The sequence below is a fragment of the Flavobacterium aestivum genome, from assembly GCF_026870175.2.
GTDB classification, from domain to species: Bacteria; Bacteroidota; Bacteroidia; order Flavobacteriales; family Flavobacteriaceae; genus Flavobacterium; species Flavobacterium aestivum.
Genome location: NZ_CP113977.2, coordinates 1,434,236 through 1,459,092, shown reverse-complemented (window position 1 = coordinate 1,459,092; position 24,857 = coordinate 1,434,236). Strand labels below are relative to the sequence as shown.

Annotated in this window: 21 protein-coding genes and 1 tRNA gene; 9 read left to right on the top strand and 13 right to left on the bottom strand. The window is 32.4% G+C overall.

Annotated features, from left to right (window positions below):
• Nucleotides 1–395: 395 nt before the first annotated feature.
• Nucleotides 396–467 (bottom strand) — tRNA-Glu (locus tag OZP08_RS06365).
• Between the two features lie 477 nt (nucleotides 468–944).
• Here OZP08_RS06365 and OZP08_RS06360 point away from each other — a divergent pair.
• Complete coding sequence (locus OZP08_RS06360; protein ID WP_281323253.1) at nucleotides 945–1,427, top strand: hypothetical protein; 483 nt, start codon at nucleotides 945–947, stop codon at nucleotides 1,425–1,427.
• Nucleotides 1,428–1,586: 159 nt separating this feature from the next.
• Here the strand turns inward: OZP08_RS06360 and OZP08_RS06355 are convergent, their stop codons facing one another.
• The 9 genes from OZP08_RS06355 to OZP08_RS06315 form a co-directional block, all read right to left on the bottom strand.
• On the bottom strand, nucleotides 1,587–2,249 hold the full coding sequence (locus OZP08_RS06355; protein ID WP_268848811.1) for a DUF2461 domain-containing protein: 663 nt from the start codon (nucleotides 2,247–2,249) through the stop codon (nucleotides 1,587–1,589).
• 270 nt (nucleotides 2,250–2,519) lie between these two features.
• The gene (locus OZP08_RS06350; RefSeq protein WP_281323252.1) at nucleotides 2,520–5,057 is read right to left on the bottom strand and encodes a heavy metal translocating P-type ATPase; all 2,538 of its coding nucleotides are present in this window, start codon (nucleotides 5,055–5,057) and stop codon (nucleotides 2,520–2,522) included.
• 215 nt (nucleotides 5,058–5,272) lie between these two features.
• A complete protein-coding gene (locus OZP08_RS06345) occupies nucleotides 5,273–5,629 on the bottom strand; it encodes a heavy metal-binding domain-containing protein (protein ID WP_281323251.1) in 357 nt (118 codons plus the stop codon).
• Nucleotides 5,630–5,732: 103 nt separating this feature from the next.
• The gene (locus OZP08_RS06340) at nucleotides 5,733–6,293 is read right to left on the bottom strand and encodes a helix-turn-helix domain-containing protein (RefSeq protein WP_268848809.1); all 561 of its coding nucleotides are present in this window, start codon (nucleotides 6,291–6,293) and stop codon (nucleotides 5,733–5,735) included.
• Nucleotides 6,294–6,388: 95 nt separating this feature from the next.
• Complete coding sequence (locus OZP08_RS06335; RefSeq protein WP_268848808.1) at nucleotides 6,389–8,605, bottom strand: multicopper oxidase domain-containing protein; 2,217 nt, start codon at nucleotides 8,603–8,605, stop codon at nucleotides 6,389–6,391.
• Nucleotide 8,606: 1 nt separating this feature from the next.
• Nucleotides 8,607–9,452 carry a DUF3347 domain-containing protein gene (locus tag OZP08_RS06330; RefSeq protein WP_281323250.1) on the bottom strand — a complete coding sequence of 282 codons (846 nt, stop codon included), beginning with the start codon at nucleotides 9,450–9,452 and terminating at the stop codon, nucleotides 8,607–8,609.
• Nucleotides 9,453–9,602: 150 nt separating this feature from the next.
• Nucleotides 9,603–9,977, bottom strand: a complete 375-nt coding sequence (locus tag OZP08_RS06325) for a hypothetical protein (RefSeq protein ID WP_281323249.1) — start codon at nucleotides 9,975–9,977, stop codon at nucleotides 9,603–9,605.
• A gap of 83 nt (nucleotides 9,978–10,060) precedes the next feature.
• Entirely contained in the window at nucleotides 10,061–10,405 is a 345-nt protein-coding gene (locus tag OZP08_RS06320) for a phage holin family protein (protein WP_281323248.1), read from the bottom strand.
• 56 nt (nucleotides 10,406–10,461) lie between these two features.
• Entirely contained in the window at nucleotides 10,462–11,223 is a 762-nt protein-coding gene (locus tag OZP08_RS06315; protein WP_281323247.1) for an alpha/beta fold hydrolase, read from the bottom strand.
• A gap of 371 nt (nucleotides 11,224–11,594) precedes the next feature.
• Here OZP08_RS06315 and OZP08_RS06310 point away from each other — a divergent pair, with 371 nt between their 5' ends.
• Nucleotides 11,595–12,938, top strand: a complete 1,344-nt coding sequence (locus OZP08_RS06310) for a hypothetical protein (RefSeq protein WP_281323246.1) — start codon at nucleotides 11,595–11,597, stop codon at nucleotides 12,936–12,938.
• Nucleotides 12,939–12,982: 44 nt separating this feature from the next.
• Here OZP08_RS06310 and OZP08_RS06305 read toward each other — a convergent pair whose 3' ends face one another.
• The 3 genes from OZP08_RS06305 to OZP08_RS06295 form a co-directional block, all read right to left on the bottom strand.
• Nucleotides 12,983–13,846: a DUF4249 domain-containing protein gene (locus OZP08_RS06305; protein WP_268848802.1), complete on the bottom strand. Its 864-nt coding sequence runs from the start codon at nucleotides 13,844–13,846 to the stop codon at nucleotides 12,983–12,985.
• 3 nt (nucleotides 13,847–13,849) lie between these two features.
• Nucleotides 13,850–16,216 (bottom strand): TonB-dependent receptor, encoded by a 2,367-nt coding sequence (locus OZP08_RS06300; RefSeq protein ID WP_281323245.1) that lies wholly within the window; start codon nucleotides 16,214–16,216, stop codon nucleotides 13,850–13,852.
• Between the two features lie 78 nt (nucleotides 16,217–16,294).
• A complete protein-coding gene (locus OZP08_RS06295; protein WP_268848800.1) occupies nucleotides 16,295–17,008 on the bottom strand; it encodes a pyridoxine 5'-phosphate synthase in 714 nt (237 codons plus the stop codon).
• Nucleotides 17,009–17,124: 116 nt separating this feature from the next.
• Here OZP08_RS06295 and OZP08_RS06290 point away from each other — a divergent pair, with 116 nt between their 5' ends.
• From OZP08_RS06290 to OZP08_RS06260, 7 genes are all read left to right on the top strand, one after another.
• The gene (locus OZP08_RS06290; protein WP_281323244.1) at nucleotides 17,125–17,784 is read left to right on the top strand and encodes a CBS domain-containing protein; all 660 of its coding nucleotides are present in this window, start codon (nucleotides 17,125–17,127) and stop codon (nucleotides 17,782–17,784) included.
• A gap of 57 nt (nucleotides 17,785–17,841) precedes the next feature.
• A complete protein-coding gene (locus OZP08_RS06285; protein WP_268848798.1) occupies nucleotides 17,842–18,726 on the top strand; it encodes an NAD kinase in 885 nt (294 codons plus the stop codon).
• 154 nt (nucleotides 18,727–18,880) lie between these two features.
• The gene (gene porG / locus OZP08_RS06280) at nucleotides 18,881–19,561 is read left to right on the top strand and encodes a type IX secretion system protein PorG (RefSeq protein WP_281323243.1); all 681 of its coding nucleotides are present in this window, start codon (nucleotides 18,881–18,883) and stop codon (nucleotides 19,559–19,561) included.
• Nucleotides 19,562–19,565: 4 nt separating this feature from the next.
• Nucleotides 19,566–20,303 (top strand): undecaprenyl pyrophosphate synthase, encoded by a 738-nt coding sequence (gene uppS / locus OZP08_RS06275; RefSeq protein ID WP_281323242.1) that lies wholly within the window; start codon nucleotides 19,566–19,568, stop codon nucleotides 20,301–20,303.
• Nucleotides 20,236–22,977, top strand: a complete 2,742-nt coding sequence (locus tag OZP08_RS06270; RefSeq protein ID WP_281323241.1) for a BamA/OMP85 family outer membrane protein — start codon at nucleotides 20,236–20,238, stop codon at nucleotides 22,975–22,977. The genes uppS and OZP08_RS06270 overlap by 68 nt, the downstream gene beginning before the upstream one ends.
• A gap of 34 nt (nucleotides 22,978–23,011) precedes the next feature.
• Nucleotides 23,012–24,259 (top strand): OmpH/Skp family outer membrane protein, encoded by a 1,248-nt coding sequence (locus tag OZP08_RS06265; protein ID WP_349293463.1) that lies wholly within the window; start codon nucleotides 23,012–23,014, stop codon nucleotides 24,257–24,259.
• Between the two features lie 32 nt (nucleotides 24,260–24,291).
• The gene (locus tag OZP08_RS06260; protein WP_268848795.1) at nucleotides 24,292–24,792 is read left to right on the top strand and encodes an OmpH/Skp family outer membrane protein; all 501 of its coding nucleotides are present in this window, start codon (nucleotides 24,292–24,294) and stop codon (nucleotides 24,790–24,792) included.
• Nucleotides 24,793–24,857 lie beyond the last annotated feature (65 nt).

The window sequence follows — 24,857 nt, the reverse complement described above, 5'->3', positions numbered from 1 at the left end:
ATCTCTTTACAAAAACTCATGTGGGTAAGATTCTCATTTTAGGAAAAAGAACAAATCTTCTTTATAAACTATGTACTTCCTTCAAAACAAGGTCATAATACCCGAATTGCTCAAGAAACTTTCTCTAAATAAAACCCATTGAATCCTAAAAAACATGATTGGCGTTTCTGGTTTTTTGCTCACTATGCATTGACATTATCGCTTTCTCAATTTTCCGAAAATAAAAGAAACAACTAGCATGGTAAAAATCACTCAAAACTATATAGCATGAGATTATTACTTCTGCAAATTTTGATTATAAATTACTTAGGGAATGTATTGAAGTCGGAGTTTAAATCTTCTGGATTGCTTTGTATTGAGATGAACATCTCGGGGAATGACATTTTAGAGTTTTGTAGTCCGTGGGGGAATCGAACCCCCCTTACCAGGATGAAAACCTGGCGTCCTAACCGATAGACGAACGGACCTTGCTTCTCTATTGCGGTCGCGAAATTACAACTATTTTTGAAATACACAAGGCGATATATAAAATCCAGACCGCAGAAATAGCACTTTTTTTATTTGCAAATTATAATCAATTCATAATTAGCAGTTTCTACAAAATAGAAAAATGAAAAAAAATTAATAAAATTAACTCTCATCTACAAAAAAACATCGATTTTAGACTTATTTGCTCCCTCCCGTTCAGCAAAATCTACCAGATTTTATCTTTTTTATCCCCATAGAACAACAAAAACAAATAAACTCTACACTTTTCCTAATAAAATCTTTGAACTTGATTGTATTCCAAGGACAATAATTTGATTTTTGACAAAACCCTATTCAACTGTTTTTATTGAGATAATTACTTACCAAATTAAATACGAAATCCGCATTGACACACGTTATTTATCCATAAATTAGCAATGGCAAATGCCACAACTATTAACTAAACACTTACTACTATGAAAAATTTAGGCATATTTTGCTTGCTATTGGCTTGTATTGGATTCCAAAGCTGTAAAAAAGACCAAAGCCAAAAAGAAATTAAAGCTGAAAAAGCTCTAGCTGAAAAGGTGATAAGCACAGAATGCTACAAAGCACTATACGAACAAGATACGATTGAATTAAAAGTCAACACTCTAAAAAACGGAAAAATAACCGGAGATATGGTAATGAAATTACTTGATATGCCAAAAAAGGTTGGGAAAATAACCGGTGAATTCCACGGCGATACATTGTTTGTTGACTACTCTTTTATTCAGGGAGCAAATAATAAAAAAATATTCAAAAATCCGATGGCTCTTCTAAAACGTAAAGACACTCTCGTTTTAGGTAGTGGAAAAATAGAAACCTATTTAGGAAGATCTTATTTTAATAAAGACACGCCTATAGATTTTGATCGTGTAAAATATAAATTCACAAGTGTTGATTGCGTCGAAAAATAACATACATTTCATAGAATTACATTTAAGTTAAACAACCAATACAAATAAAAAAGCCTCGAAACGTATCAGATTCGGGGCTTTGTAGTTTTTTTTAGTATTGAATTTGCTGAATATTTACAGGCAAGCCTTTTATTATTTCTACTTTATTATCACTTGCTTTTAGAATAAAGGTTCTCCGTTTAAATCCGTAGTGAGTAATTCACTCATATAATCGAAAAAAGGTCTCATTGCTAAAAATGTTGCAATCACTTCTTTCTGAAAATCACCAGATAAAACTTCCTCGTCTGTAAATTTTCTCTTCACTACAAATTGCTTTTTCTTAATCAAATTAATTGCCGGATGATTTTTATCAAAACCTTTTGGGGCTGTTTTCACTCCATCTTCTCCTTTAAGCTCTCCGAAATATTTTACGAAAGTATTCTCAGTAGTAATCTTTTCGATTTCTGTTGTATCCATTTCGAACTCTTTACGGATACGAAGTAAATCTTCACTATTTGGTCCCCAAAAACCTCCTCCAACAAAACTATTATTTTGTTCTAAATGGATATAATAACCTCCTCTTAGCATTGGTTTTGTACGAGAATATCCGGCTCCTAAATATGTTTTATAAGGAGATTTATCTTTAGAAAAACGAACATCTTTATAAATTCTAAAAATGTGGATTCCTTGCAAACTATCGTGCTTTTGAAGTTCGGAATAAATCTGATCGAAAAAATCTTTGTTTTCTTTCACAATCGAATCGTATTCCGATTTATGCTTAGCAAACCATTCCCGATTGTTATTTTCTTTTATCTGTTTAAGAAATTCAAATCCTCTTTTCATAATAGTATACAAGTCAAAAGTCCGACTATATTTCTCATTTGTTTCAAGTGTTAATTATCTTTCGGATTGTTTTATAAGCTGATGTACAGCATATATACACAAAGGCTTATCAGCCATATCGATTCCTCAAAAATAACAGAAAATTACTTATAAATCAGATAAAATATTTTTTATCACAGAAAGCCCGACCACTGCTAGAAGGAAAGGCTATGAAGACAAAGCATCTAACCTTTTTCTCTAGCGGCGGTCAAGCCCAATAGTAGTATTTTTCTAAAGTTTTAAATTTCTTAATCGCAATGCATTTACAATTACAGAAACCGAACTAAAACTCATGGCCAAAGCGGCTATCATTGGCGAAAGCAAAATCCCAAAAACAGGATACAAAACCCCTGCCGCAATTGGAATTCCCAAAACATTATACAAAAAGGCAAAAATCAAATTTTGCTTGATGTTTTGCATAACGGCATGACTCAAATTTCTAGCTTTTACGATGCCTTGCAAATCGCCTTTTACCAAAGTGATTTTGGCACTTTCGATAGCGACATCGGTTCCGGTTCCCATAGCTATTCCAACATTGGCTTGTGCCAAAGCTGGAGCATCATTTATCCCATCACCTGCCATAGCTACAATTTTGCCTTGGGCCTGCAATTTCTTAATTTCTGCGAATTTATCTTCTGGCAAACAACTGGCTTTATAAGATGACAATCCTAATTCATCTGCCACTGCTTTAGCGGTATTTTCATTATCTCCAGTAAGCATTATCACATCAACACCTTGACGTATTAATTCTTTTATAGCAGCTTTACTGGTACTTTTTATGGCATCTGTAATTGACACAAATCCTATTGCCTCCCCATCAATGGCGATATACGAAACAGTTTTACCTAATTTTTGTTCAGCACTAATTTTACTTTCTAAATCTTCTGAAACTTCAACGTTGACTTGCTCCAATAATTTTCTATTCCCAAGCGCTATCTTTTTACTCAGAACAGTACCCAAAACTCCTTTTCCTGCAATAGCCTCGAAACCTTCTACTTCTGACAAGCTTATCTTTTTCGCTTTTGCAAAATCTACTATGGCTTCCGCCAAAGGGTGCTCACTGTGTTTATTGAGTGAGGCTATCAATTGCAATACCTCAACTTCTTCTTTATTCGTCACATAAATTTTCTCTACCGAAGGTTTTCCTTCTGTAATTGTTCCTGTCTTATCAGTTATTAGAACATTTACTTTATTCATATTTTCTAAGGCTTCGGCATTTTTTATCAAAACACCGGATTGTGCTCCTTTCCCCACTCCAACCATAACTGACATAGGTGTTGCCAAACCCAATGCACATGGACAGGCAATAATCAATACTGCTATGGCATTGATAAATCCATATACCAGTGCTGGTTCTGGACCAAAATTTGCCCAAACAAAAAATGTTAGAACTGCAATCAACACCACAATTGGAACAAAATATTTAGCGATGGTATCGGCTAACTTTTGAATGGGTGCTCTAGAACGACTGGCATCGTTTACCATTTGTATAATTTGGGAAAGCAACGTTTCTGATCCAACTTTTTCTGCCAACATCACAAAAGATTTATTGCCATTGATCGTTCCTGAACTCACATTATCTCCCACTACTTTATCAACCGGAATAGGCTCTCCTGTGAGCATTGACTCATCAATATTGCTTTCTCCACTTATGATTTTTCCGTCTACAGGGATTTTTTCTCCTGGTTTAACTCGCAACAAATCGCCTTTCTTAATATCATGAATAGAGATTATTGAATCGCTTCCGTCTACGACCAAAGTAGCTTCGGTTGGAGTTAATTTTAATAATGCTTTTATAGCCCCGCTGGTCTGGCTGTGTGCTTTGGCCTCCATCAATTGTCCCAATAAAACCAAAGTAAGAATTACTGTTGTGGCTTCAAAATAAAGCGAAACTACTCCGTTGTGATTTTTAAATTCATGGGGGAAAATATCTGGAAAGAATAACCCTAAGAGACTAAACAGAAATGCAACTCCAGATCCTATCCCGATAAGGGTAAACATATTGAGATTCCAGGTTATTATAGATTTCCAAGCTCGGACAAAGAATATCCAACACGCATAGAACACTACTGGTAATGATAAAAATAGTTGAACCCAATTCCATTTATTGGCATCCATCAATTGATACATCGGATTATTTGGAATCATATCTGACATAGCGATAATAAAAATTGGCGTAGTAAATCCGACTGCTATTTTCATTTTTTGCAACATCGCTTTATATCCTTTTTCTTCATCTGAATCTACAGTTGCCATTGGCACCAAATCCATTCCGCAAATAGGACATGAGCCTGGCTGATCCTGAATAACCTCTGGGTGCATCGGACAGGTATACTGTGTTTTATGTACCGTTAACTCAGGATATTTTACTAAATCCATTCCGCAAACTGGGCAATCTCCTGCTTTATCATAGACTTTATCGCCTTCACAAAACATTGGGCAATAATATTTCCCTGGATTATTATTTTGAACTTTCTTATGTTGATTCTCATCCGAACCTTTTGTACCGCAACATGATTTAGTTGTTGGTTTATCCTCTGATTCATGAGTCGACACTGCCGAATTATTATCTTTTATTGTGTATTTCCCAACTGAATACAAAACTTTTTGGAATTGAAAAGTTGGAATGTGTTTTTCCATACTGATTGTTGCCAATGGCGGATCTAAAGTCACCGATGCTTTTACTCCTTCAATAGCATTTAAAGTTTTCTCTACTTTTGAACGACAACCATCACAAGACATTCCTGTAATTGTATATGTATGTTTCATAATTTTCATTTAAAAAAAACAGCCGTAGTAAATATTTCAAAATAAAAACGTATAATTTTTCTCGTCCTTTTACCCTTTTTCTTTGTTAAAAAATCTTTTAATAGCCCAACTATTTAAAGATTTTTTGCCTTGAAAAAGAACAAAATAACTTCGCCAAATTTTGTACGTTTTTATTTCAAAACCTTTACTTAAGAAAGGCTCTTAAAAAATTTTATTTAGTGTTTCATCTCTTTTTCATCACTCTTTTTTTCAATCATTTTCATTCCGCATTTAGGACATTTCCCTGGTTTATCTGATGTAGAACCATCCATTGTGCAAACATATTTGTTTTTTGTCGCAGTAGATGTTTGACTTCCTTTTGCAGTTGTGTTATGAACTGACTCTTTACTTTCAACCAAGTCCATTCCGCATTTAGGACATTCTCCTTTTTTATCACTTTTTACTTCAGGATGCATAGGACAAGTATACATTGTTTTTTGAACTTCTTTTTGGCTCTTTGTAATTGCCTTTTGAGCTGATGCTGTTGTACCAATGGCAAAAAATACGGCTAACATGATAAATACTATTCTCATTTCTATTTATTTTAAAGGATTAATTAATACTAATTTGAACTATTCAAAGTTCTGAAATAATACTTTTTTGATCTTGTAGAATTTTCTAAATGATTTGTAAAATTCACAAAGTATCTATTTGTTTTCTTTTAATCTCTAATGTCTTTTTAAAATTTGTTGGAGTCATACCGGTCATTTTCTTAAACTGATTACTTAAGTGTGCTACATCGCTATAATTCATTTTAAAAGCAATTTCGCTTAATGACAATTCGTTATAACGCAACAGTTCTTTTACTTTCTCAATTTTCTGAATAATAAAATAATACTCTATAGTCATTCCCTCTACTTCAGAGAATAAAGCACTTAAAGTATTGTATTCCTGACCTAAATGAGTTGCTAAATAATGTGACAAATTGGTCTTTAAATCTAAATCTTGATGATGAACCAGTGTTACAATTTGATTTTTAATCCTTTCAACAGTGACAATTATTTTATCTTCCAATAATTCAAAACCAAGCTCCTCTAATCTTTTACTTAAAATTGCTTTGTCTTCTTCTCTCCAATTATCCAAAAGTTCGACTTGACCTAATTCTATTGCTATGGGATGAATCCCTATTTTTTCAAACTCAGACTTTACTGCCATTATGCAACGATTACAAACCATATTTTTGATATACACTTTCATTTTTATTCTTATTAAAAGATATTATATTAAACCCAGAATCTGTATTAGAAATCTACAAGATTCGGACATAACACTTTGTTTATAATTGGATTTTTCTAATAATTCAAGCTCATTCCAAACCCTACTCCCATATCACTGTCATAATGTGTGGTTATCCCAAAATTCCTTCTGACAATGTATCTTAATCCAGCCATATACTCTTTGTCTGTATTCCACATCAAACTCATTCTCAATCGTTTTGAAACAGGGATATCTTTACGTTCAAATTGTAAACGCAGATTACCGTCTGTAAAGATTTCAGCTTGTGCGATAATTAGTAATGGCAAAGTATAATTTACACCTGCACTGAATACCGCTCGATTATCTTTAGTATCAGCTTGTCCGAAAAGATTTTGCTCATGTTCATCTATACCCATCCTTCTATATCTCCAATCAAAACCTACAAAAGGCATTAACCATTGCATTTTTCCAATATACCTCCCAATATGAGTTTCGACTTCATATCCATGCATATCATTGTAACCCAATCTCCATTCGGTGCCAATACTCCAACGCGTGTTGGCATACATTGCTTCACCATCATTCCCATTGGTTGCAAAATCATTTTCGGCCATAAAATGAAACATTCTATCATCAGCAAATAATTTGCGCTGTGCTAATTTCGGATTTGTAATTAATGGATTTGGCGGTTGATTTTCGTAACTAAAAATCCTCCCCATTCCGCTCATCATATGATACAAAATATGGCAATGAAAAAACCAATCCCCATCTACATTGGCATTAAACTCTAAGGTATCCGTTTCCATTGGCATAATGTCTACAACATTTTTGAGAGGTGCATAATCTCCTTGGCCATTTAGCAATCTAAAATCATGGCCATGCAAATGCATTGGATGTCGCATCATGGAGCCATTATGCAATACAATCCGAACATTCTCTCCTTTCTTTATCAAGATTTTATCTGTTTCCGAAACTACTTTGTTGTCTAAACTCCAAACGTAACGATTCATATTTCCAGTAAGTTCAAATCGCAATTCTTTGACTGGTACATCTTTTGGAAGCGTGGTTTTCATCGGAGATTTGAGCATTGCGTAATTTAAGGTTGTGATATCTGAAAGTTTGTTACTATTGTAATCATCCCCAGTCATTTTTTTATCACTTTTCCCTTTAGCTTCCCCAGTAATTTCCGGATACATTACGACATTCATATCCATTTGATTTAAACTCATACTCATGCCCATATCATCTAAATCTCCATTCATTTTCATCATATCGTTCATCATTTTCATTCCTTCAAAATATTTCAATTTTGGCAACGGATCTACTAATTGTTTGATACCATTGCCAATATATAATGAAGATGATTTTGTGCGATCTTCTGAGGTTGCCATAAACTCATATGCCGTTTTATCAGCCGGAATTATCACAACTACATCATATGTTTCTGAAGCTGCAATTAGCAACCGATCTACTTCTACAGGTTCTACATCACTCCCGTCATTGGCAACGACAGTAATTTTACCACCGGCATATGTGAGCCAAAAATTGGTTGATGCTCCTCCATTTGAAACTCGTAAACGAACTTTATCTCCAGATTTAAATTGAGAAAGTTGGCTTTCGCTTTTTCCGTTAATTAAAAACTTATCATAATACACATCGCTAACATCCATCGCATTCATTCGTTTCCATTCATTGGTTACCTTCGTTTTGAAATGCCCCGCTTTTATAGCTTCAGAATAACTTTGAGTGGTTCCTTTCTGAATGGCAAACCAATCTGATGCATTATGCAACAATCGATGTACATTATTGGGATCCATATCTGTCCATTCGCTTAAGATTACTGGAACAGTTGGCAAATCATCAATTCCTTTCCTAAATGTTGGATCATTGGCTCTTTTATTCAGTACAAAAGAACCATACATTCCAATTTGCTCTTGTAATTCTGTGTGACTATGATACCAATGTGTCCCATTTTGAATTATCGGGAAAGTGTATTTATGAATCGTATGTGGTTTTATTGGCATTTGTGTCAAATTAGGCACACCATCCTCCTTATTAGGTAAAAACAAACCATGCCAATGCAAGGACGTATCTTCCTCTAATTCGTTGTGTACATAAATTTCGGCAATATCTCCTTCGGTAAAAGTCAAAGTTGGCATTGGAATTTGACCGTTTACAGCAATGGCTCTTTTAGGCTTGCCTGTAAAATTTACAATTGTATCACGAACGTATAGATCATAACGCACCGTTTTTTGCGCATTTACTGACAATACCACAAAGAAGAATAAAACTATTAATCTAAAATTATTCATCTTATTTGATTGTTTCTACCACTTTACCACAACTCAACATTTGCGAACCATAATAAGGATTCTTAATCACACTCTCTTTACTCAACCAATTGGCATCTGCCATAGGGCAATATTCGTAATAAACCGGTTCAGAGAACTTTGAAACTTTGATCAATTCATAACTGTTTTTTGATAATGATTTAAAAATCTCTCGTTGTTTTTTTATGTCCTGAGTAGCTGAAATATTCTTTGAATCGGCAGTTAAATCATTCAAAACTTTCATCCATACCATATGCACATCCATACTTAAAGTTTCCATTTTCACAGCAGTGATAGCTGTAAGTAACTTTTGTGAATTTTCAGCTGCTAATTTACCTTCTCCTTTTATCAAAGCATCTTTCAATAGAAAATAACTCTCAAAAACTGACTGCAATTCATTTGCTTTTTGGCTTTCAGAAACAGATGAAGGGTTAACCACTGTCATTCCTATAGCATCTGTTTTGGCATCAGCTTTTACAGGAACTTTAGCCTCTCTATCATATTGACAGCATTCATCAAGACTTGAATAGGCTTTATCTGGCGCAAGAAATACATCGCTATCATAACCCGCCAATGCTATTCTTTTTAAGATTTCTTCTTGATTGGTCTTACTCGCATCATACGAAAGCGTAGCCATTTTAGTTTCCTTATCCCAACTCACTTGAGCTATATTTTTTAGACTTCCAGCTTTTTCAATTTTAGATTTACACATACCACAGTTGCCATATATTTTTACAACTTCGGTTTTAGCATTTTTTATTTGGGCGTCTATTTTTGTGATAGAAAGCATTGTTAATGCTACCATCATTATTTTTTTTAATGAGTTCATTGTATATTTTTTTAAAGAATGAATAAACGAAACAACATTCAAATTATAGTATTAAAACTACACTTTGAATAATTGAAACTTAATATAAATATAAGATTTAAAGCAATATTTGCTTCGAATTTGACACACCAATGGCTGTCAAAATTAAATTTAGCCTATTTTAGGAATGAGCCATAGAGATTGAAAACCTGAAGAAATTGTGGTTTTCAAATCATTAAAACTCCCTTTTTCTGTATATAAAAAGAGTGCTTTAGAATTTATTTCTGTTATAAAAGGAACAAAAATTGCAATTTGTACAGAAGGAATATTGCAATTTGAATGACCACATTTCCCACCACACCCATGGTGTTTTTTACCATTTTCATTATGATGTGAATCACAACAATTTTTTATTTCTTGTTTTGAAGAGGCTTCTTTTTTACAAGAAGTTGTTTTTGAATAACTATTTCCACAAGCAAAAACTGTACTTGGCATCACTAAGAAACCAAGTACAGTAAATATTAATATGTAGATTTTTTTATTCATTAGATTAAAAAGCTTATCACAAAGTTAGGTCATTTCTCTTTTAGTGTTGAAATAGACACACTAACTTTAAACCTAATTTAACACTACTTATCATTACCAATAATTGAATATATAATAGACTGACTAAGGGATAAAACGATACTAAAAATCATTGCAATCCAGAAAGAATCAACTGTAAACCCCCCTACAATTTTAGTACAAAGTAGAATAATTATTGCATTAACAACCAACAAAAACAATCCTAAAGTAACAATTGTAAAAGGTAACGTTAGCAGTACCATTATTGGTTTTATAAAAATGTTAAGCAGTCCTAAAACAATAGCAACTACCATTGCTGTAGCTGGTCCAGCAACATGAACACCCGGTAAAAAATGGGCTATTCCAAAAACCAAGCCTGCAGTAACAATAATTCTAATTAGCAAATTCATAGAAATGTTTTTTAAAAATTTCAATAAATATAGTAAAAAAAATATTCTATTTTATTTTATTTTAAAAAAGCACTTACTAATTCATAAAACATAACTGGGTTTTCCGCATGAAGCCAATGTCCTACATTAGGAATGGTTTCGATTTTTGAATTTGAAAAATGATCTTTTATATTTTCAAAATCACTGTCAAGTATGTAATTTGAATTTCCTCCACGAATAAAAAGTGTTGGCTTTTCAAAAGTCAAATCAGGAGCTAGTTCTTTACCTATTTCATTTACTTTATCATTAAAAACGCTCAAATTAAATCGGAACGCTAATTGTCCCGGTTCTTGCCAATACAAACTTTTCATTAAAAACTGACGTGTTCCAAAATCAGGAATATAATTCTTCATGATTTCTTCAACTTCATTACGACTTGGTTTTAGCGAAAAATCGACAGCGTTTAATCCTGCTAAAATATCCTGATGATGTGGTGCATAAAACTTAGGGCCAATATCTGCAACAATCAATTGGTCTACTAATCCCGAATGTGTAGTTGCCAATAACATCGCAACTTTCCCACCCATAGAATGTCCTATTACATTAATATATGTCAGATTATTTTCTTGACAATAGTTGTAAACATCCTGAACCATGTTTTCATAATTAAATTCATCAGAATGAAAACTACGTCCATGATTTCTTAAATCCAATAAATGCACCTGAAAACCGTCAGCTACAAATTGCATTCCGAGTGATTTCCAATTATCAGACATTCCAAGAAATCCATGAAGAATAAGTAGAGGTTTTCCTGAACCTTCTATTTTTGAGTAGAGCATTGTATCTTTTGATTGCAGATTATAGATTTTGAGTTGCAGATTTTAAAACCTACATCCCCAAATCATTAATCAATATTAGAACTTCTATTTGTAAACAGAGTATTTTGATTCTTGCGAATCAAGGGCAAAGGTAGAAAAAATCAAATTTAGCACAACTAGAAAATTTCAGTCCATTTTTAAGAAAATATTGCCAAAAATGGTATTGTAAAGTAAATTTTAAAATCTTAGTTTTGCTCACCCTAAATACAGAAAGTTAACTTACAAATTTTTAAATTAACAAAGAAAATATCTCAAATTTTAATTTATTAACAGACAGATATTTACACAAAAACAAACATTATTACATTACTAATATTTAAATCTTAAAAACAATGATTAAAAAATTCCTTTTACTTTCTGTAATTGTTTCTCAACTTACAATTTCTTGTAGTAAAGAAGACGATGCAATAAATCCAACAGATCCAACAAACCAAACAGATCCAACAAATCCAACAAATCCTGCCGAAAAAAATCTAGCGGAACAAATTGCTGAAATCATAAAACTACCTTATTCTGCATTACAACCTGAGCAGCAAAAAACAAAACTTGAAGCTGAAGCAAATGACATGTTGCTTAAATTAGACAAATCAAAAACATCTGGAGCTATTGAAGCTACTGAAAACTTAGGAAACTTGTTAAGCATTAATACCATTGATATTTTGGATGGTAAAAGCGACAATCAAATTGCAGATGTTCTTAATATTTCTGGAGTTTACGGAATTTACTCATGGAATAATTCAAAACAAATTTGGGAAAAAACAACTTCAACAAGCGAGTTGAAATTTATCTTTCCTGCAAAGAAAGGTCAAACAACTAATAATGCAACTTTATCAACTAAAAGTACTTCTTCAGATATAAAAGTAAAACTTAACGATTTAGATCAATTCTATTTACCAACTTCTGCCGATGCAACTTTAACTATTAATGATAAACAAGCCGCAACATTTACTACAACTGCTAAATATTCTAATGGAAAAGAAACTCCTACTGAATCTAGCTTTAAAATGGTTTTAAGTGATGGTTACACTTTTGAAATCAGTGGTAAAAAAATGCCTGCTGAAGCTAAATCATCTTTCACTTTTGAAGGAAAAAACATTATTGAGTTTAATTCAGGTAGTACTGCCAATATAGATGAATTATTAAAAGACAATGCACTTGTATCCTACAGAGGTAAAGCAAATGGTCTTATTAGATTAATGGACAACTTTGTAATACTAGCTGATGCAAATATTGAAGGCCTTGCTAATGACGAAGCTGCCCTAGACAAATCATTAACATATCCAGATTATAAGTCTAAAACTTATTATACAAACCTTAATACTTATAACAAAAGCTATTCAGAAGGATCTGTTCTTGCAAATAATAAAAATGTAAAAATGATTCTTGTGTCTAAAAAAGATGGTACAAAAATCGCAGACGTTATCCAAAAATCACAAAAAGGAGATTCCTATAATTCAAATGTTATTTGGAAAACAGACAGTTCAGTTAAAGAATATGGCGGTTACTGGACATGGGACTACAATTCCGTTGGTACTTCAGTTCAACAATACGACGAAGTATTATACTTAAAATTCAATGACAATACTGAAGTTGAAATGAGTGTATACTTTTCGACAGGATTTGATACTTTAAATACTAAATTTGAAGATTTCTTAAAAGCATTTGAAAGAAACTAACTCTTTTTAATTTTCAAAAAATGAGGCTACCTAAAAAGGCAGCCTCATTTTTTTTGGGGTGTTTGAATTGAAATTGTACTTTGTCCATAGCCTTCCCAAATACCAATCCCTCCTTTTATATTCGATTTCAAGCTTGTATTAGCTGGGAAAATTGGACTTCTACCATTAATAATTTCGTTTTGCCAGCTATTCCAAAAATCAAAACCTTCCTTGCTCATAGTTCTTAATTTTACAAAAATTAAATCTCCATCTCTAAAATAAGGTTCATATTTTGTTTTAGAAAGCACATAAATACCACGTGTCACCTGCAATGAAATAGATGGAGAAATAAAATTTTCATCATTTAAATTTCCATACAGCGCTGGCACAAAAATAGGCTCCTCTTTATCCAATCGAGTCTCGATTTGATAATAATTCTTTTCTAAAATGGGATCATTAAACTCTAAATGAACAAAACCTTTTGCATCAGCTGGATTTTCCTTTACATACTTCGCAGATTTTATAGTAACTACATTAGGGATAGTTGTTGTTGCTTTTATTATTTTATTTAAATATTCTATTTTCAAAGCATACGTTTTACCAACTTCTCCAATGATTTTAGAACCATGATAAACATAAGGTGGCACTCTATCTTTATCACTCCTTAAACTTAAAACCTCTTCATTTTCACCATCTGAAACGGTAACTTTTGCCGAACGAATAAAATAATCAAAAATGGTTGTAGAATCAATAACAGCATTAATTGGGATACTTCGAGATAAGATTACTTGTGGTACATCTCCTTGTTCAATCCATCCTTCGACAACTATTTTTGATTCTCCATCAACACTTTTTACATAATCCTCTCTACTGCATGAAACCAATACGATTAACAGAAAGATCAAGGACAACAAACCTATTTTTTTCATCGATTAAAATTTAAATCTCCAGCTTATTGACGGGAGTATAGAATACATTTTTTTTTCATCAGTATCAACACTTATTTTCTTTCCATTTACTGTTACACGCAAAACAACATAAATAGGATTATCAATATTAAATGTATTAAAAACAGAAAAATTCAGTACACTTTCTTTTTTTGGAGTTTTAAAAAACGAATAATTAACTGAAACATCTGTACGAATATAATTAGGCATCTGTGCATTATTATAACTTCCAAATTCTCTTATTGGCGTATTATTCATAAAGTACCAAGAGGTTGGCATTGTAAACCTATTTCCAGAACTAAAAAGCTGTGTCAAACCAACATTCCATTTCTTATTAAAATCATAGGTTCCTACGAGGACAAGATTATGTCTTCTGTCATATTTTGAATAAAACACCTCTCCGTTATTAAGCTCGTCAAATTGACGACTTGACCAACTCAAGGTATAACTTATCCATCCATTAAATTTTCCATTGTCTTTTTTTAACATCCATTCCAGTCCATATGCTTCACCATCCCCGATTAAAATATCATTCTTTAAAGATGTAGTTTCATTAAACTGGGTTAGTCCATAAGGATACTCTATTAAATCTTTCATTGAACGGTAATAACCGTTTAAACAAGTATTAATTTGCTTTGAGATTATTTTATTGCACCCAACAGAATAATTATTAGACGATTGAGATGGAATACCATCTGAAGCTGCAATCCAAAAATCCGTTGGTATACCAACGCTGGATGCAGTTATTAAATTAACATATTGATTTTGTCGTGTATAAGATGCAAAAAAAGAAAGATCATTTTTTGGGAAATAGTTAAATACTACTCGGGGTTCAAAGCGCAAAAAAGAACTAGCATTTGAGCCCGAAGTATAATAGCTCAATCTTGCCCCTAATTCAGCACTCATCTTATCTGAAAATTTAGGCTTAGCATTTGCAAACACTGCAATATCATTAGCTTTAATTTTTGCTGTTTGCGTATCATTTACAATAGTACTCAAATTATCTACATCTATTTTTTGAGGTAATAAATCATGAAATGTGTATTGAAATCCAGACTCAAAAGGGATACCCTTAACCATGTATTGAATTGAATTTGAATAACCAAAATCTTGTATATATGATGAAACTTTCATTTGAACATCTGACTGATTCATAAATAAACCATTCTCATATCGTGTAAAATAAAAAGAATTTTTCATTATTGTTGTTTCAGACAACATACTTCTCAAAGTAGGTGTAACTACCACATTACTCCATTTTAGGTCAGCATTCAAATACACTTTAGGATCACTTACTCCAAATTTATCTCCACTTAAAAAAGCATTAATTGTCAAAATGTTTTTTTTAGAAAACTCAGTGATAAAAGTCAAATTACTATCAAAAAAGCCGTACTTAAAATCTTCTTTTCCTTTTTTAGCATTTCCTTTATCTGATTTTAAGAGTGGCCCCACTATTTCATCAATATAGGTTTTCCTTCCTGAGATAAAGAAACCTGTTTTACTACCAATAGGTACAGACAAGCTTATTTGTGAAGACAATAACCCCAAACTTCCTTGTATAGAAAACTCATTAGGCTTTGATTGATTTGGTAATACATATACGGTAGAACTCAACCGTCCTCCGTACTTGGAATTCAAATTAGACCTATCGAATTGCACTTCAGTAATATGATCCGCATTATAAAAAGGAAAAACACCTAGTAAGTGTGCCATCCCATAAACTGGAGCGTCCGCATAAAGCATTAAATTATGTCCTGGATCACCACCCCTAACATATAAGTACCCATTAGCATCACCAGAATTCTGAACACCCGGTGTTAGTTGCAACAATTTCACAATATCAGGCGTTCCTAAAAGAGACGGAATATTACCCATTTTTTGGGGATTGAAAGACAATTTCCCTCCTAACGCAACTGATAGTGGCCTTTTAATTTCGTTCTTAACAACAACTTCTTTTAATTCAAGTTCATTATCCATCAATGTAAAAGAAAGTGATGTATCCTTTTTTATTTCTAATTGTAAAGATTCTTTTTCAAATCCTAAATGATCTACATTAATTCTTACTTCCCCTACTGGAATCTCAATTGAGTACTTTCCGATTGAATCAGTAAAAACATGAAACTTTAGATTTTCATTAGTTAAAAAGGAAACATTGGCACCAATTATTTTCTGTTTCTGATTATCTTTTACAAAACCATTAACCACAACTTTTGATTGTGCAATTAAATTAGAAAAACAAAATAGAAAAAAAAGAAGGATTCGTTTCAAAATATTACATTCATTATGGTCAACAAAAGTAAAGAATCCAAAACCAACCCTATTGGCTATGGATTCCTCCTTTTCTAAAACCATTTTTTTATTATCAGCAAACTTACTAGAGTATCAAGTAGAGTAAGCCTTTTTAATTAATCATTAAAAATTAAAATAATCTTACTTTAATTTTTGCAAATACATGTTTACTACATTTTCTAAACCTAAATAAATAGATTCAGAAATAAGCGCATGTCCAATCGAAACCTCCAATAGTCCCGGTATATTTTGATTAAAGAACTGAATATTATCCAAGCTTAAATCATGACCGGCATTAAGCCCTAATCCTAGTTCATTTGCTAAAACTGCTGAAGCTACATAAGGTTCAATTCCTTTTTTATTCCCTAAACCATATTGATGAGCAAATGCCTCGGTATACAATTCTATTCTTTCAGTCCCTATTATTTTGGCTCCTTCAATCATTTCAGGAACAGGATCTACAAATATTGACGTTCTAATTCCATTACGTTGAAACTCTTGAACTATTTCAGTCAAAAATGAAGCATGCTTTATAGTATCCCAACCTGCATTTGATGTAATTGCATCTACAGCATCTGGAACCAAAGTTACTTGTGTAGGCTTAACCTCTAGGACTAAGTCAATAAAAGATCCTTCAGGATTTCCTTCGATATTATATTCCGTATAAACAATCGATTTTAAATCTCGGGCATCTTGATAGCGAATATGTCTTTCGTCCGGACGTGGATGAATAGTAATGCCTTGTCCTCCAAACTTTTGAATATCAGTGGCCACTTTAAGTAAATCAGGTACATTTCCACCTCGTGCATTACGTAAAGTAGCAATTTTATTTATATTAACGCTTAATTTTGTCATAGAAACAGGAATTAAAAGAGTACTTTTTAAAATTATTTTGACAAAAATACAAAGTAAAAGGTAGCAGATTCTGTATATTTTTGATTATTTTGCATCAATTATTGAGGATAGATTATATGACAGACATTAAAGACTATATTACAAACGACTACAAAGCGATTGACGGACATGAAACTATAGGGTCTGTTCGAGACTTTTTTGATGATTTAAACTACTCACATTTTCCGGTTATAGAAGAAGGGATTTATGTTGGAAGCATCTCTGCTGACGATATAGAAACTTTTGACAGTGATAAAAAAGTCCTAGATTATAAATTCACACTAGAACATTTTTTTGCCAGAACCAATATGATTTGGCTAGATGTATTGGAAGTTTTTGCAAAAAACCACACCAACTTAGTTCCTATTTTAGATGAAACTAATAAATATGTAGGATACTATGAAATTGAAGACATTATTAAATTTTTTCACGAAACCCCTTTTCTAAAAGAACAAGGCGCTGTCATAATAGTCAGAAAAAACAGTATTGATTACTCGATGAGCCAGATCGTACAAATTGTAGAGAGTAATAATGGCAAACTTTTAGGGCTTTTCATTTCAGAATCTGATGTAAATAGCGTTCAGGTAACTATGAAAATCAATTTAGGTTCTCTAAATGATATTATTCAAACTTTTAGAAGGTATAATTACGAAATCTTATCCGATCACGACGAAGACAATTATATCAACAATCTAAAAGAACGTTCGGATTATTTAGATAAATACCTGAACATGTAACTATTTTATAGAATTAAAAATAAAACTTCAACAAACCAACAGATTCAGAAAAACAAAATGAAAGTAGCTATTTACGGTCAATATTATTTAGTAAGCACAGAACCAATTATTAAAGACATTTTTGTGTTTTTTAAAGATAATAATGTAGAAATGGTTATCGAAGCTGATTTCTTAAAGATGTTGCATGAAAAAAACATTGTAAAAAAAGAATACAAAACTTTTAGCTCCCACACAGAACTAGACAAAAGTTTTGACATGTTGATCAGTATTGGTGGAGATGGTACGATTTTGAGAGCTATCACCCTTGTTCGTAATTCTGGCGTTCCTTTATTAGGTATAAATGCAGGACGATTAGGTTTTTTGGCTACCGTACAAAAAGAAAACATTGCCGAATTTATGCAATTTGTAATTGATAAAAACTTCACAATTTCAAAAAGAACCCTCTTGAGCTTATCATGTTCTCCAGATAACGAAGCTCTTGATGAACTAGATTTTGCAATGAATGAAATATCCGTCAGTCGAAAAGACACTACATCGATGATTACCATAGAGACCTATTTGAATGATGAGTTTTTAAACTCTTATTGGGCAGATGGCCTGATAATAGCAACTCCCACAGGTTCTACTGGTTATTCCTTAAGTTGCGGAGGTCCAATTTTGACTCCAGATGTAAAAAGTCTTGTAATTACTCCTATAGCCCCTCATAATCTAAACGCAAGACCACTTGTCATTCCTGACGAAACAGAAATCAAACTAAAAATATCTGGAAGAGAAGATCAATACTTGGTTTCCTTAGATTCAAGATTAGCCACTGTCAAAAATGATTCTATATTAACCATAAAAAAGACTTCTTTTCAGATAAATATGGTAGAAATTCCAGAAGAAACATTTTTAAAAACCTTGAGAACAAAATTACTTTGGGGAGAAGACAGAAGAAATTAAATAGCTACACATACGAATAACCGCTATTTTCTCGTTTACAAACATTAACATTCCATTCTTATATAGAGTCTCGCTTTTGAAAAAAACGTACTATTCACACAATGGGTATTGAATCCTATTGATAATTATTATATTTGCACACAATTTTTAATTTATGAACAAAATTCTCACCTCTTTTTTGTGCTTTTTTGCTTACACAACTATTTATGCCCAGATCAATGAGGTAGGAGTTTTTCTTGGTGGAAGCAACTACATTGGAGATGTTGGTTTGACCAACTATATTTATCCCAATGAACCTGCCTTTGGCGTTTTATACAAATGGAATAAAAGTCCGAGACATTCATATAGATTTTCATACACCCAATCTAGGATTTCTTCTGATGATAATGATTCTAAAGAACCTGGAAGATATAACAGAGGATACAAATTCAAAAATAACATAAAAGAATTGTCAGCAGGTATTGAATTCAATTTTTTTGATTTTAACTTGCATGAAGAGAAGCCAAAAGTCACTCCTTATGTGTACACTGGTTTAAGTTATTTTTTTTACGATAATCTATACGTCCTTTCTGGAGAAATTGTCAAAACTGACAAAATAAATAGTTCAGTTGCAATCCCAATGACAGTTGGAGTAAAATCTAATATTTCACGTGATTTAATTTTAGCTTTAGAAGTTGGAGCTCGATATACATTTACAGATAATATAGACGGGAGTAATCCAAGTAATGGCAGTTTGCCTAAATTTGGCAATATAAATAATAATGATTGGTATGTTTTTTCCGGAGCAACATTGACTTATACCTTTGGAAAAAAACCATGTTATTGTAGAGAATAGAAAAATGTTAGAAGACAAAATAAACACAAACAATTTACCCAATCATCTGGCCATTATCATGGACGGAAATGGGCGTTGGGCTAAACAACAAGGTTTTTTAAGAACCCTTGGACATCAAAGTGGTTCAAAGTCAGTAAAAAAAATCATCCAAGAATGTTCAGATTTAGGAATAGGCTTCCTTACATTATATGCATTCTCTACTGAAAATTGGAACAGACCAAAGCTAGAAGTAGACACTTTAATGAAAGTACTTGTCAAATCATTAAAGAAAGAATTACCAACATTAATAGAAAATAACATCCGAATGAACGCCATTGGTAATTTAGAAAAATTACCAAAAAACGCTCAAAAAGAAATAATCGATGTAATCGATAAAACAAAGCACAACACTAAAATGACCCTTACTCTTGCGTTAAGTTATGGCTCTAGAGAAGAAATAGTAAATGTTGTAAAAATAATAAGCGAGAAAGTTAAAAATAATATAATTTCAATAGACGCTATTGACGATTCAATTATAAATGAGCATCTTTACACGCATAATTTACCAGATGTAGATTTATTAATAAGAACAAGTGGAGAACACAGAATAAGTAATTTCTTGTTGTGGCAGATAGCCTATTCAGAATTATACTTTACTGATGTTCTATGGCCTGATTTCAAAAAACAAGATTTGCATGAGGCTATTATTAGTTATCAAAAAAGAGAACGCCGATTTGGAAAAACAAGTGAACAAATTAAATAATTATTTAGTGTCATATAAAAGCATAAAATTAGTCTTTACCCTTTTTATTTTAGGAACCTTTACTCAGATAAAAGCACAAGAAAGAGTTCCATTTGACCAAGGAAAAAAATACATATTGGCAGATGTTGCAGTAATTGGCGACATCAGCTTTAATCCACAAACGGTTGTTACATTTACAGGTCTTGAAAAAGGACAAGAAATCACGGTTCCGGGCGAACAAATAAGTAGCGCTGTTAAAAAATTAGGAAAATTAGGTCTCTTCGATGAGATTTCATTTTATATAAACAGAATACAAAACGATAGCATATACCTCGATTTAAACATCAAGGAATTACCTAAGATTAATGAAGTAAAAATTGTTGGTGTAACGAAAAGCAAAGCTGAAACTTACATTAAAGAAAACGGACTTACAAAGAGTAAAATTGTAACCGAAAATTTAATCACTACCACTAAAAACTACATTGAAAAGCAATACAAAAAAGACGGCTTTTACAATGCCAAAGTATACATAACCACAACAAAAGACACTGCTTCAGCAAATGAAGTAAACATGCTTGTAAATGTTGATAAAGGAGAAAAAGTAAAAGTATATGATATTGAAATTGAAGGGAACAAGGAAATATCCGATAGTAAACTTCTATCATCAATGAAAAACACGAAAATTCAAAACTTTTTTCATGTTTTAAAAAGATCTAAATATATTGAAAGCAAATATCAAGAAGATTTAGAATCAATAGTTAGCGATTACAAAAAAATTGGATACAGAGACGCCAGAATTAAGAGTGACTCAGTTGCCTACAACAAAGAAAAAAATGCAATCTATATTAAAATCGACGTAGAAGAGGGACAAAAATACTATTTCGGAAATATTAAATTCATAGGTAATACAGTCTATTCGGACCAAGGATTAAGTAGCATGCTAGGAATTCGTCCGGGTGACACATATAATGGTGTCCTTCTTCAACAAAGAATAGCAGATAAAACTAAACCTGATGGAGATGATATTACCAATTTATATCAAAATAACGGGTATTTGTTTTCGAACATAAATGCTGTTGAAACAAAAACTGTAAACAACACTATTGACTTCGAAATAAGAGTAACAGAAGGGCCTATAGCATATTTTAATAAAATCACTGTAGTAGGAAACGACAAAACAAACGATGAAGTTATTTATCGTGAATTGAGAACTCATCCAGGTGAAAAGTACAATAAAGCAGAACTAGTTAGAACAATTAGAGAAATTGGGCAATTAGGATTTTTTGATCCTGAAAAGATTGATCCAAAATTCAAAAATGTGGATTCTGCAGCTGGTACAGTAGACATTGAATACAATCTTGTAGAAAAAGGCGCGAGTCAAATAGAACTACAAGGTGGTTACGGTGGAGGTGGTTTCGTAGGAACATTAGGTTTATCATTTAACAACTTCTCAGCAAGAAATCTATTCAACAAAGAGGCATACAAACCTCTACCAATGGGGGATGGTCAAAAGGTTGCTTTACGATTACAGGCAAGTTCTTATTATAAAACCTATAGTTTATCTTTTTCAGAACCTTGGTTTGGAGGTAAAAGACCAATTCAATTTAACACCTCATTCGCATTTAGTCAACAATACAACGCTAATTACCAAACTCAAAAAGTAGACAAGTCAAAATACATTAACATTACAACATTATCAGTAGGAATAGCAAAAAGACTGACAGTACCAGACGACAATTTTGTACTTTCTCAATCTATCAGATTTCAACAGTATGATTTACACAATTACCTATATGGTTTATTTACATTCGCCAATGGTACATCAAGAAACTTATCTTACACTATTGGCCTAACAAGAAACAGTAAAGGTCATAATCCAATTTTCCCAACATATGGTTCTGAATTCGGAATTGTAGGCGAATTCACACTTCCGTATTCATTATTTAACGGAATAGATTACGCAACATTAGGAGAACAACAAAAATATAAATATATTTACAATGGTAATTCTTATGTAGATAATAATGACCGAGTAGTAAATTCTGGAGATTATCTAGATAAATTACCAGGTGGCTCAGTAGTTGCCAATAAAGTTGACAATTACCAGGATGCTGTAGCGGATCAGGCAAAAGTGGATCAAGAGAAATACAAATGGTTAGAATATTATAAAATACAGCTAAACGGAGATTGGTATACATCGGTTTATAAAAATTTGGTTCTACGTACTTTAATGCAATTTGGTTTCTTAGGAGCTTACAATCAAGACAGAGGAGTAATCCCATTTGAAAGATACTATCTAGGAGGAGACGGAATGGCAGGAAGTGCAATAGACGGAAGACGAAATATTGGACTAAGAGGATATGAAAATGGTTCATTAACACCTGCAAACAAAAATGGAGAGGCATATGGTGCGACAATTTATAACAAGTTCTCATTAGAATTACGTTATCCAATAACATTAAAATCGTCAGCATCTATATATGCGCTAACATTTGCTGAGGCAGGTTCAGCTTATGCAACACTTTCAGATTATCGCCCATTTGATTTAAATCGTTCTGCTGGTGTTGGTTTAAGAGTATTTATGCCTGCGTTTGGATTATTAGGAATTGATTTCGGATATGGATTTGATGCTGTTCCAGGGCAGATACAACCAAGCGGATGGCAAACACATTTTATAATTGGTCAACAATTTTAAGTATATTAGTGTGAAATTTCAAAATTTTAAAATTATGCGAAAACATATTTTATTTATAATTTTACTACTGATTGTAACAACTACAATTAGCGCACAGACCAAAGGAAACAAAGTGGGTTATATTGATATGGAGTACATTTTACAAAATGTTCCCAATTATATAGAAGCCAAAACTCAATTGGAAGAGAAAGCTCAAAAATGGAAACAAGAAATTGAAGCTAAAAAAATAGAAATCAACAAACTAACTGATGCACTAAAAGCAGAAAAACCTTTACTTACATCAGAGTTAATTGAAGAAAGAGAAACAGAAATAAAATTTCTGGAAAATGAAAAATTAGATTATCAACAAAAAAGATTTGGTCCAAATGGTGACTTAATCACGCAAAAAGCAGGATTGGTAAAACCAATTCAAGATCAAATTTTCACTGCAGTACAGGATATTGCAGAAGCAAAAAAATATGATTTTATATTTGATAAATCATCACACTTAACCATTCTTTTTGCAGCAAAAAGATTTGACATCAGTGATCAAGTAATAAGGATGTTAAATAGAACTGAAAAAAGAGAACAACTGACGAAAAAACAGTTAAAAGAAGAAGAAGAAAAAGAGAAAAAAGAAGATGCAATTGATGAAAACCCAGCTTTAGCAGAAAGGGAAAAAGCATTAGAAGATAGAAAGACTGCACGGGAGAAATTAATCGAAACTAAACGATTAGCACAAGAAGAAACAAAAAGACAATACGAGGAAAGACGTAAACAACTTCTTGCCGAAAGAGAAGCGAAAAAAAATGGCACGGTTGTTGCAAAAACACCAACTGAAGCTAGCTCTCCAAATGGCACTGTAGACAAAACAGAGACGGCTAAGCCAAGTGCACAAGAAGAACAAAAAAGGCTTTTAGAAGAAAAAAGAAAAAAAATTCTTGAAGAAAGAGAAGCTGCTAAAAAAGCACTTGAAGAGAAAAGAGCCAAAGAACTTGCTGACAGAGAGGCCAAAAAAAACAACTTTACTCCTACAACAGGAAAAGTAAATGAAACGACAGAAAAAGCAGCTGACCCTAACAATGCTACTGCAAAACCTTCTACCGAGTTTAAACCAACAACAGAAGAAACCAAGACAGATGCACAAGAAGAGCGTAAAAAAGCTTTAGAAGAAAAAAGAAAAAAAATTCTTGAAGAAAGAGAAGCTGCCAAAAAGGCACTTGAAGAAAAAAGATTAAAAGAAATTGAGGAAAAAGCAGCTTTGAAAAAAGCAAATGAAGATAAATTAAAAGAGAACAAATAATAATACTAATTAATACTAAATATTTTAAAACGATGAAACAAATCAAAACTTTACTAATTGCTGCAATTTTAATACTAGGAGCATCACAAACTATTAATGCGCAAACTAAAGTGGCTCATGTTGATGTAAGTGAAATTATGGGAAAAATGCCTGCTATGCTTGATGCTCAAAAACAATTGACGAAATTAAGTGAAACATATGATGCTGACTACAAAAAAATGGTTGAAGAATACCAAGCTAAATTAAAAAAATATGAAGCTGAATCTACAACTGTTACTGAAGCTATAAATCAAGAACGTTCTAAAGAAGTTCAAGACATGCAAAAAAGAATTGTTGACTTTAGAGATAACGCTCAAAAAGAATTACAAGCTAAAGAATCTGAAATCGTAAAACCAATTATGGAAAAAGTAAGAGCTTCTATCCAAAAAGTAGGAAAAGCAAAAGGATTCCAATACGTTTTAGACGGATCTACTCTTTTACTTGCTGATGGAACAAACATAACTGCTGATGTAAAAAAAGATTTAGGATTTTAATCCCCTAAAAAAACAAACAGAACTGCTCTTCCAAAATTTTGGATCGAGCAGTTTTTTTTTACAAT

Excerpts from the sequence above, each read along its gene's own strand:
- OZP08_RS06360 (WP_281323253.1), top strand. The coding sequence starts at position 945 with ATGAAAAATTTAGGCATATTTTGCTTGCTATTGGCTTGTATTGGATTC.
- OZP08_RS06355 (WP_268848811.1), bottom strand. The coding sequence starts at position 2,249 with ATGAAAAGAGGATTTGAATTTCTTAAACAGATAAAAGAAAATAACAAT.
- OZP08_RS06350 (WP_281323252.1), bottom strand. The coding sequence starts at position 5,057 with ATGAAACATACATATACAATTACAGGAATGTCTTGTGATGGTTGTCGT.
- OZP08_RS06345 (WP_281323251.1), bottom strand. The coding sequence starts at position 5,629 with ATGAGAATAGTATTTATCATGTTAGCCGTATTTTTTGCCATTGGTACA.
- OZP08_RS06340 (WP_268848809.1), bottom strand. The coding sequence starts at position 6,293 with ATGAAAGTGTATATCAAAAATATGGTTTGTAATCGTTGCATAATGGCA.
- OZP08_RS06335 (WP_268848808.1), bottom strand. The coding sequence starts at position 8,605 with ATGAATAATTTTAGATTAATAGTTTTATTCTTCTTTGTGGTATTGTCA.
- OZP08_RS06330 (WP_281323250.1), bottom strand. The coding sequence starts at position 9,452 with ATGAACTCATTAAAAAAAATAATGATGGTAGCATTAACAATGCTTTCT.
- OZP08_RS06325 (WP_281323249.1), bottom strand. The coding sequence starts at position 9,977 with ATGAATAAAAAAATCTACATATTAATATTTACTGTACTTGGTTTCTTA.
- OZP08_RS06320 (WP_281323248.1), bottom strand. The coding sequence starts at position 10,405 with ATGAATTTGCTAATTAGAATTATTGTTACTGCAGGCTTGGTTTTTGGA.
- OZP08_RS06315 (WP_281323247.1), bottom strand. The coding sequence starts at position 11,223 with ATGCTCTACTCAAAAATAGAAGGTTCAGGAAAACCTCTACTTATTCTT.
- OZP08_RS06310 (WP_281323246.1), top strand. The coding sequence starts at position 11,595 with ATGATTAAAAAATTCCTTTTACTTTCTGTAATTGTTTCTCAACTTACA.
- OZP08_RS06305 (WP_268848802.1), bottom strand. The coding sequence starts at position 13,846 with ATGAAAAAAATAGGTTTGTTGTCCTTGATCTTTCTGTTAATCGTATTG.
- OZP08_RS06300 (WP_281323245.1), bottom strand. The coding sequence starts at position 16,216 with ATGGTTTTAGAAAAGGAGGAATCCATAGCCAATAGGGTTGGTTTTGGA.
- OZP08_RS06295 (WP_268848800.1), bottom strand. The coding sequence starts at position 17,008 with ATGACAAAATTAAGCGTTAATATAAATAAAATTGCTACTTTACGTAAT.
- OZP08_RS06290 (WP_281323244.1), top strand. The coding sequence starts at position 17,125 with ATGACAGACATTAAAGACTATATTACAAACGACTACAAAGCGATTGAC.
- OZP08_RS06285 (WP_268848798.1), top strand. The coding sequence starts at position 17,842 with ATGAAAGTAGCTATTTACGGTCAATATTATTTAGTAAGCACAGAACCA.
- porG (WP_281323243.1), top strand. The coding sequence starts at position 18,881 with ATGAACAAAATTCTCACCTCTTTTTTGTGCTTTTTTGCTTACACAACT.
- uppS (WP_281323242.1), top strand. The coding sequence starts at position 19,566 with ATGTTAGAAGACAAAATAAACACAAACAATTTACCCAATCATCTGGCC.
- OZP08_RS06270 (WP_281323241.1), top strand. The coding sequence starts at position 20,236 with ATGAGGCTATTATTAGTTATCAAAAAAGAGAACGCCGATTTGGAAAAA.
- OZP08_RS06265 (WP_349293463.1), top strand. The coding sequence starts at position 23,012 with ATGCGAAAACATATTTTATTTATAATTTTACTACTGATTGTAACAACT.
- OZP08_RS06260 (WP_268848795.1), top strand. The coding sequence starts at position 24,292 with ATGAAACAAATCAAAACTTTACTAATTGCTGCAATTTTAATACTAGGA.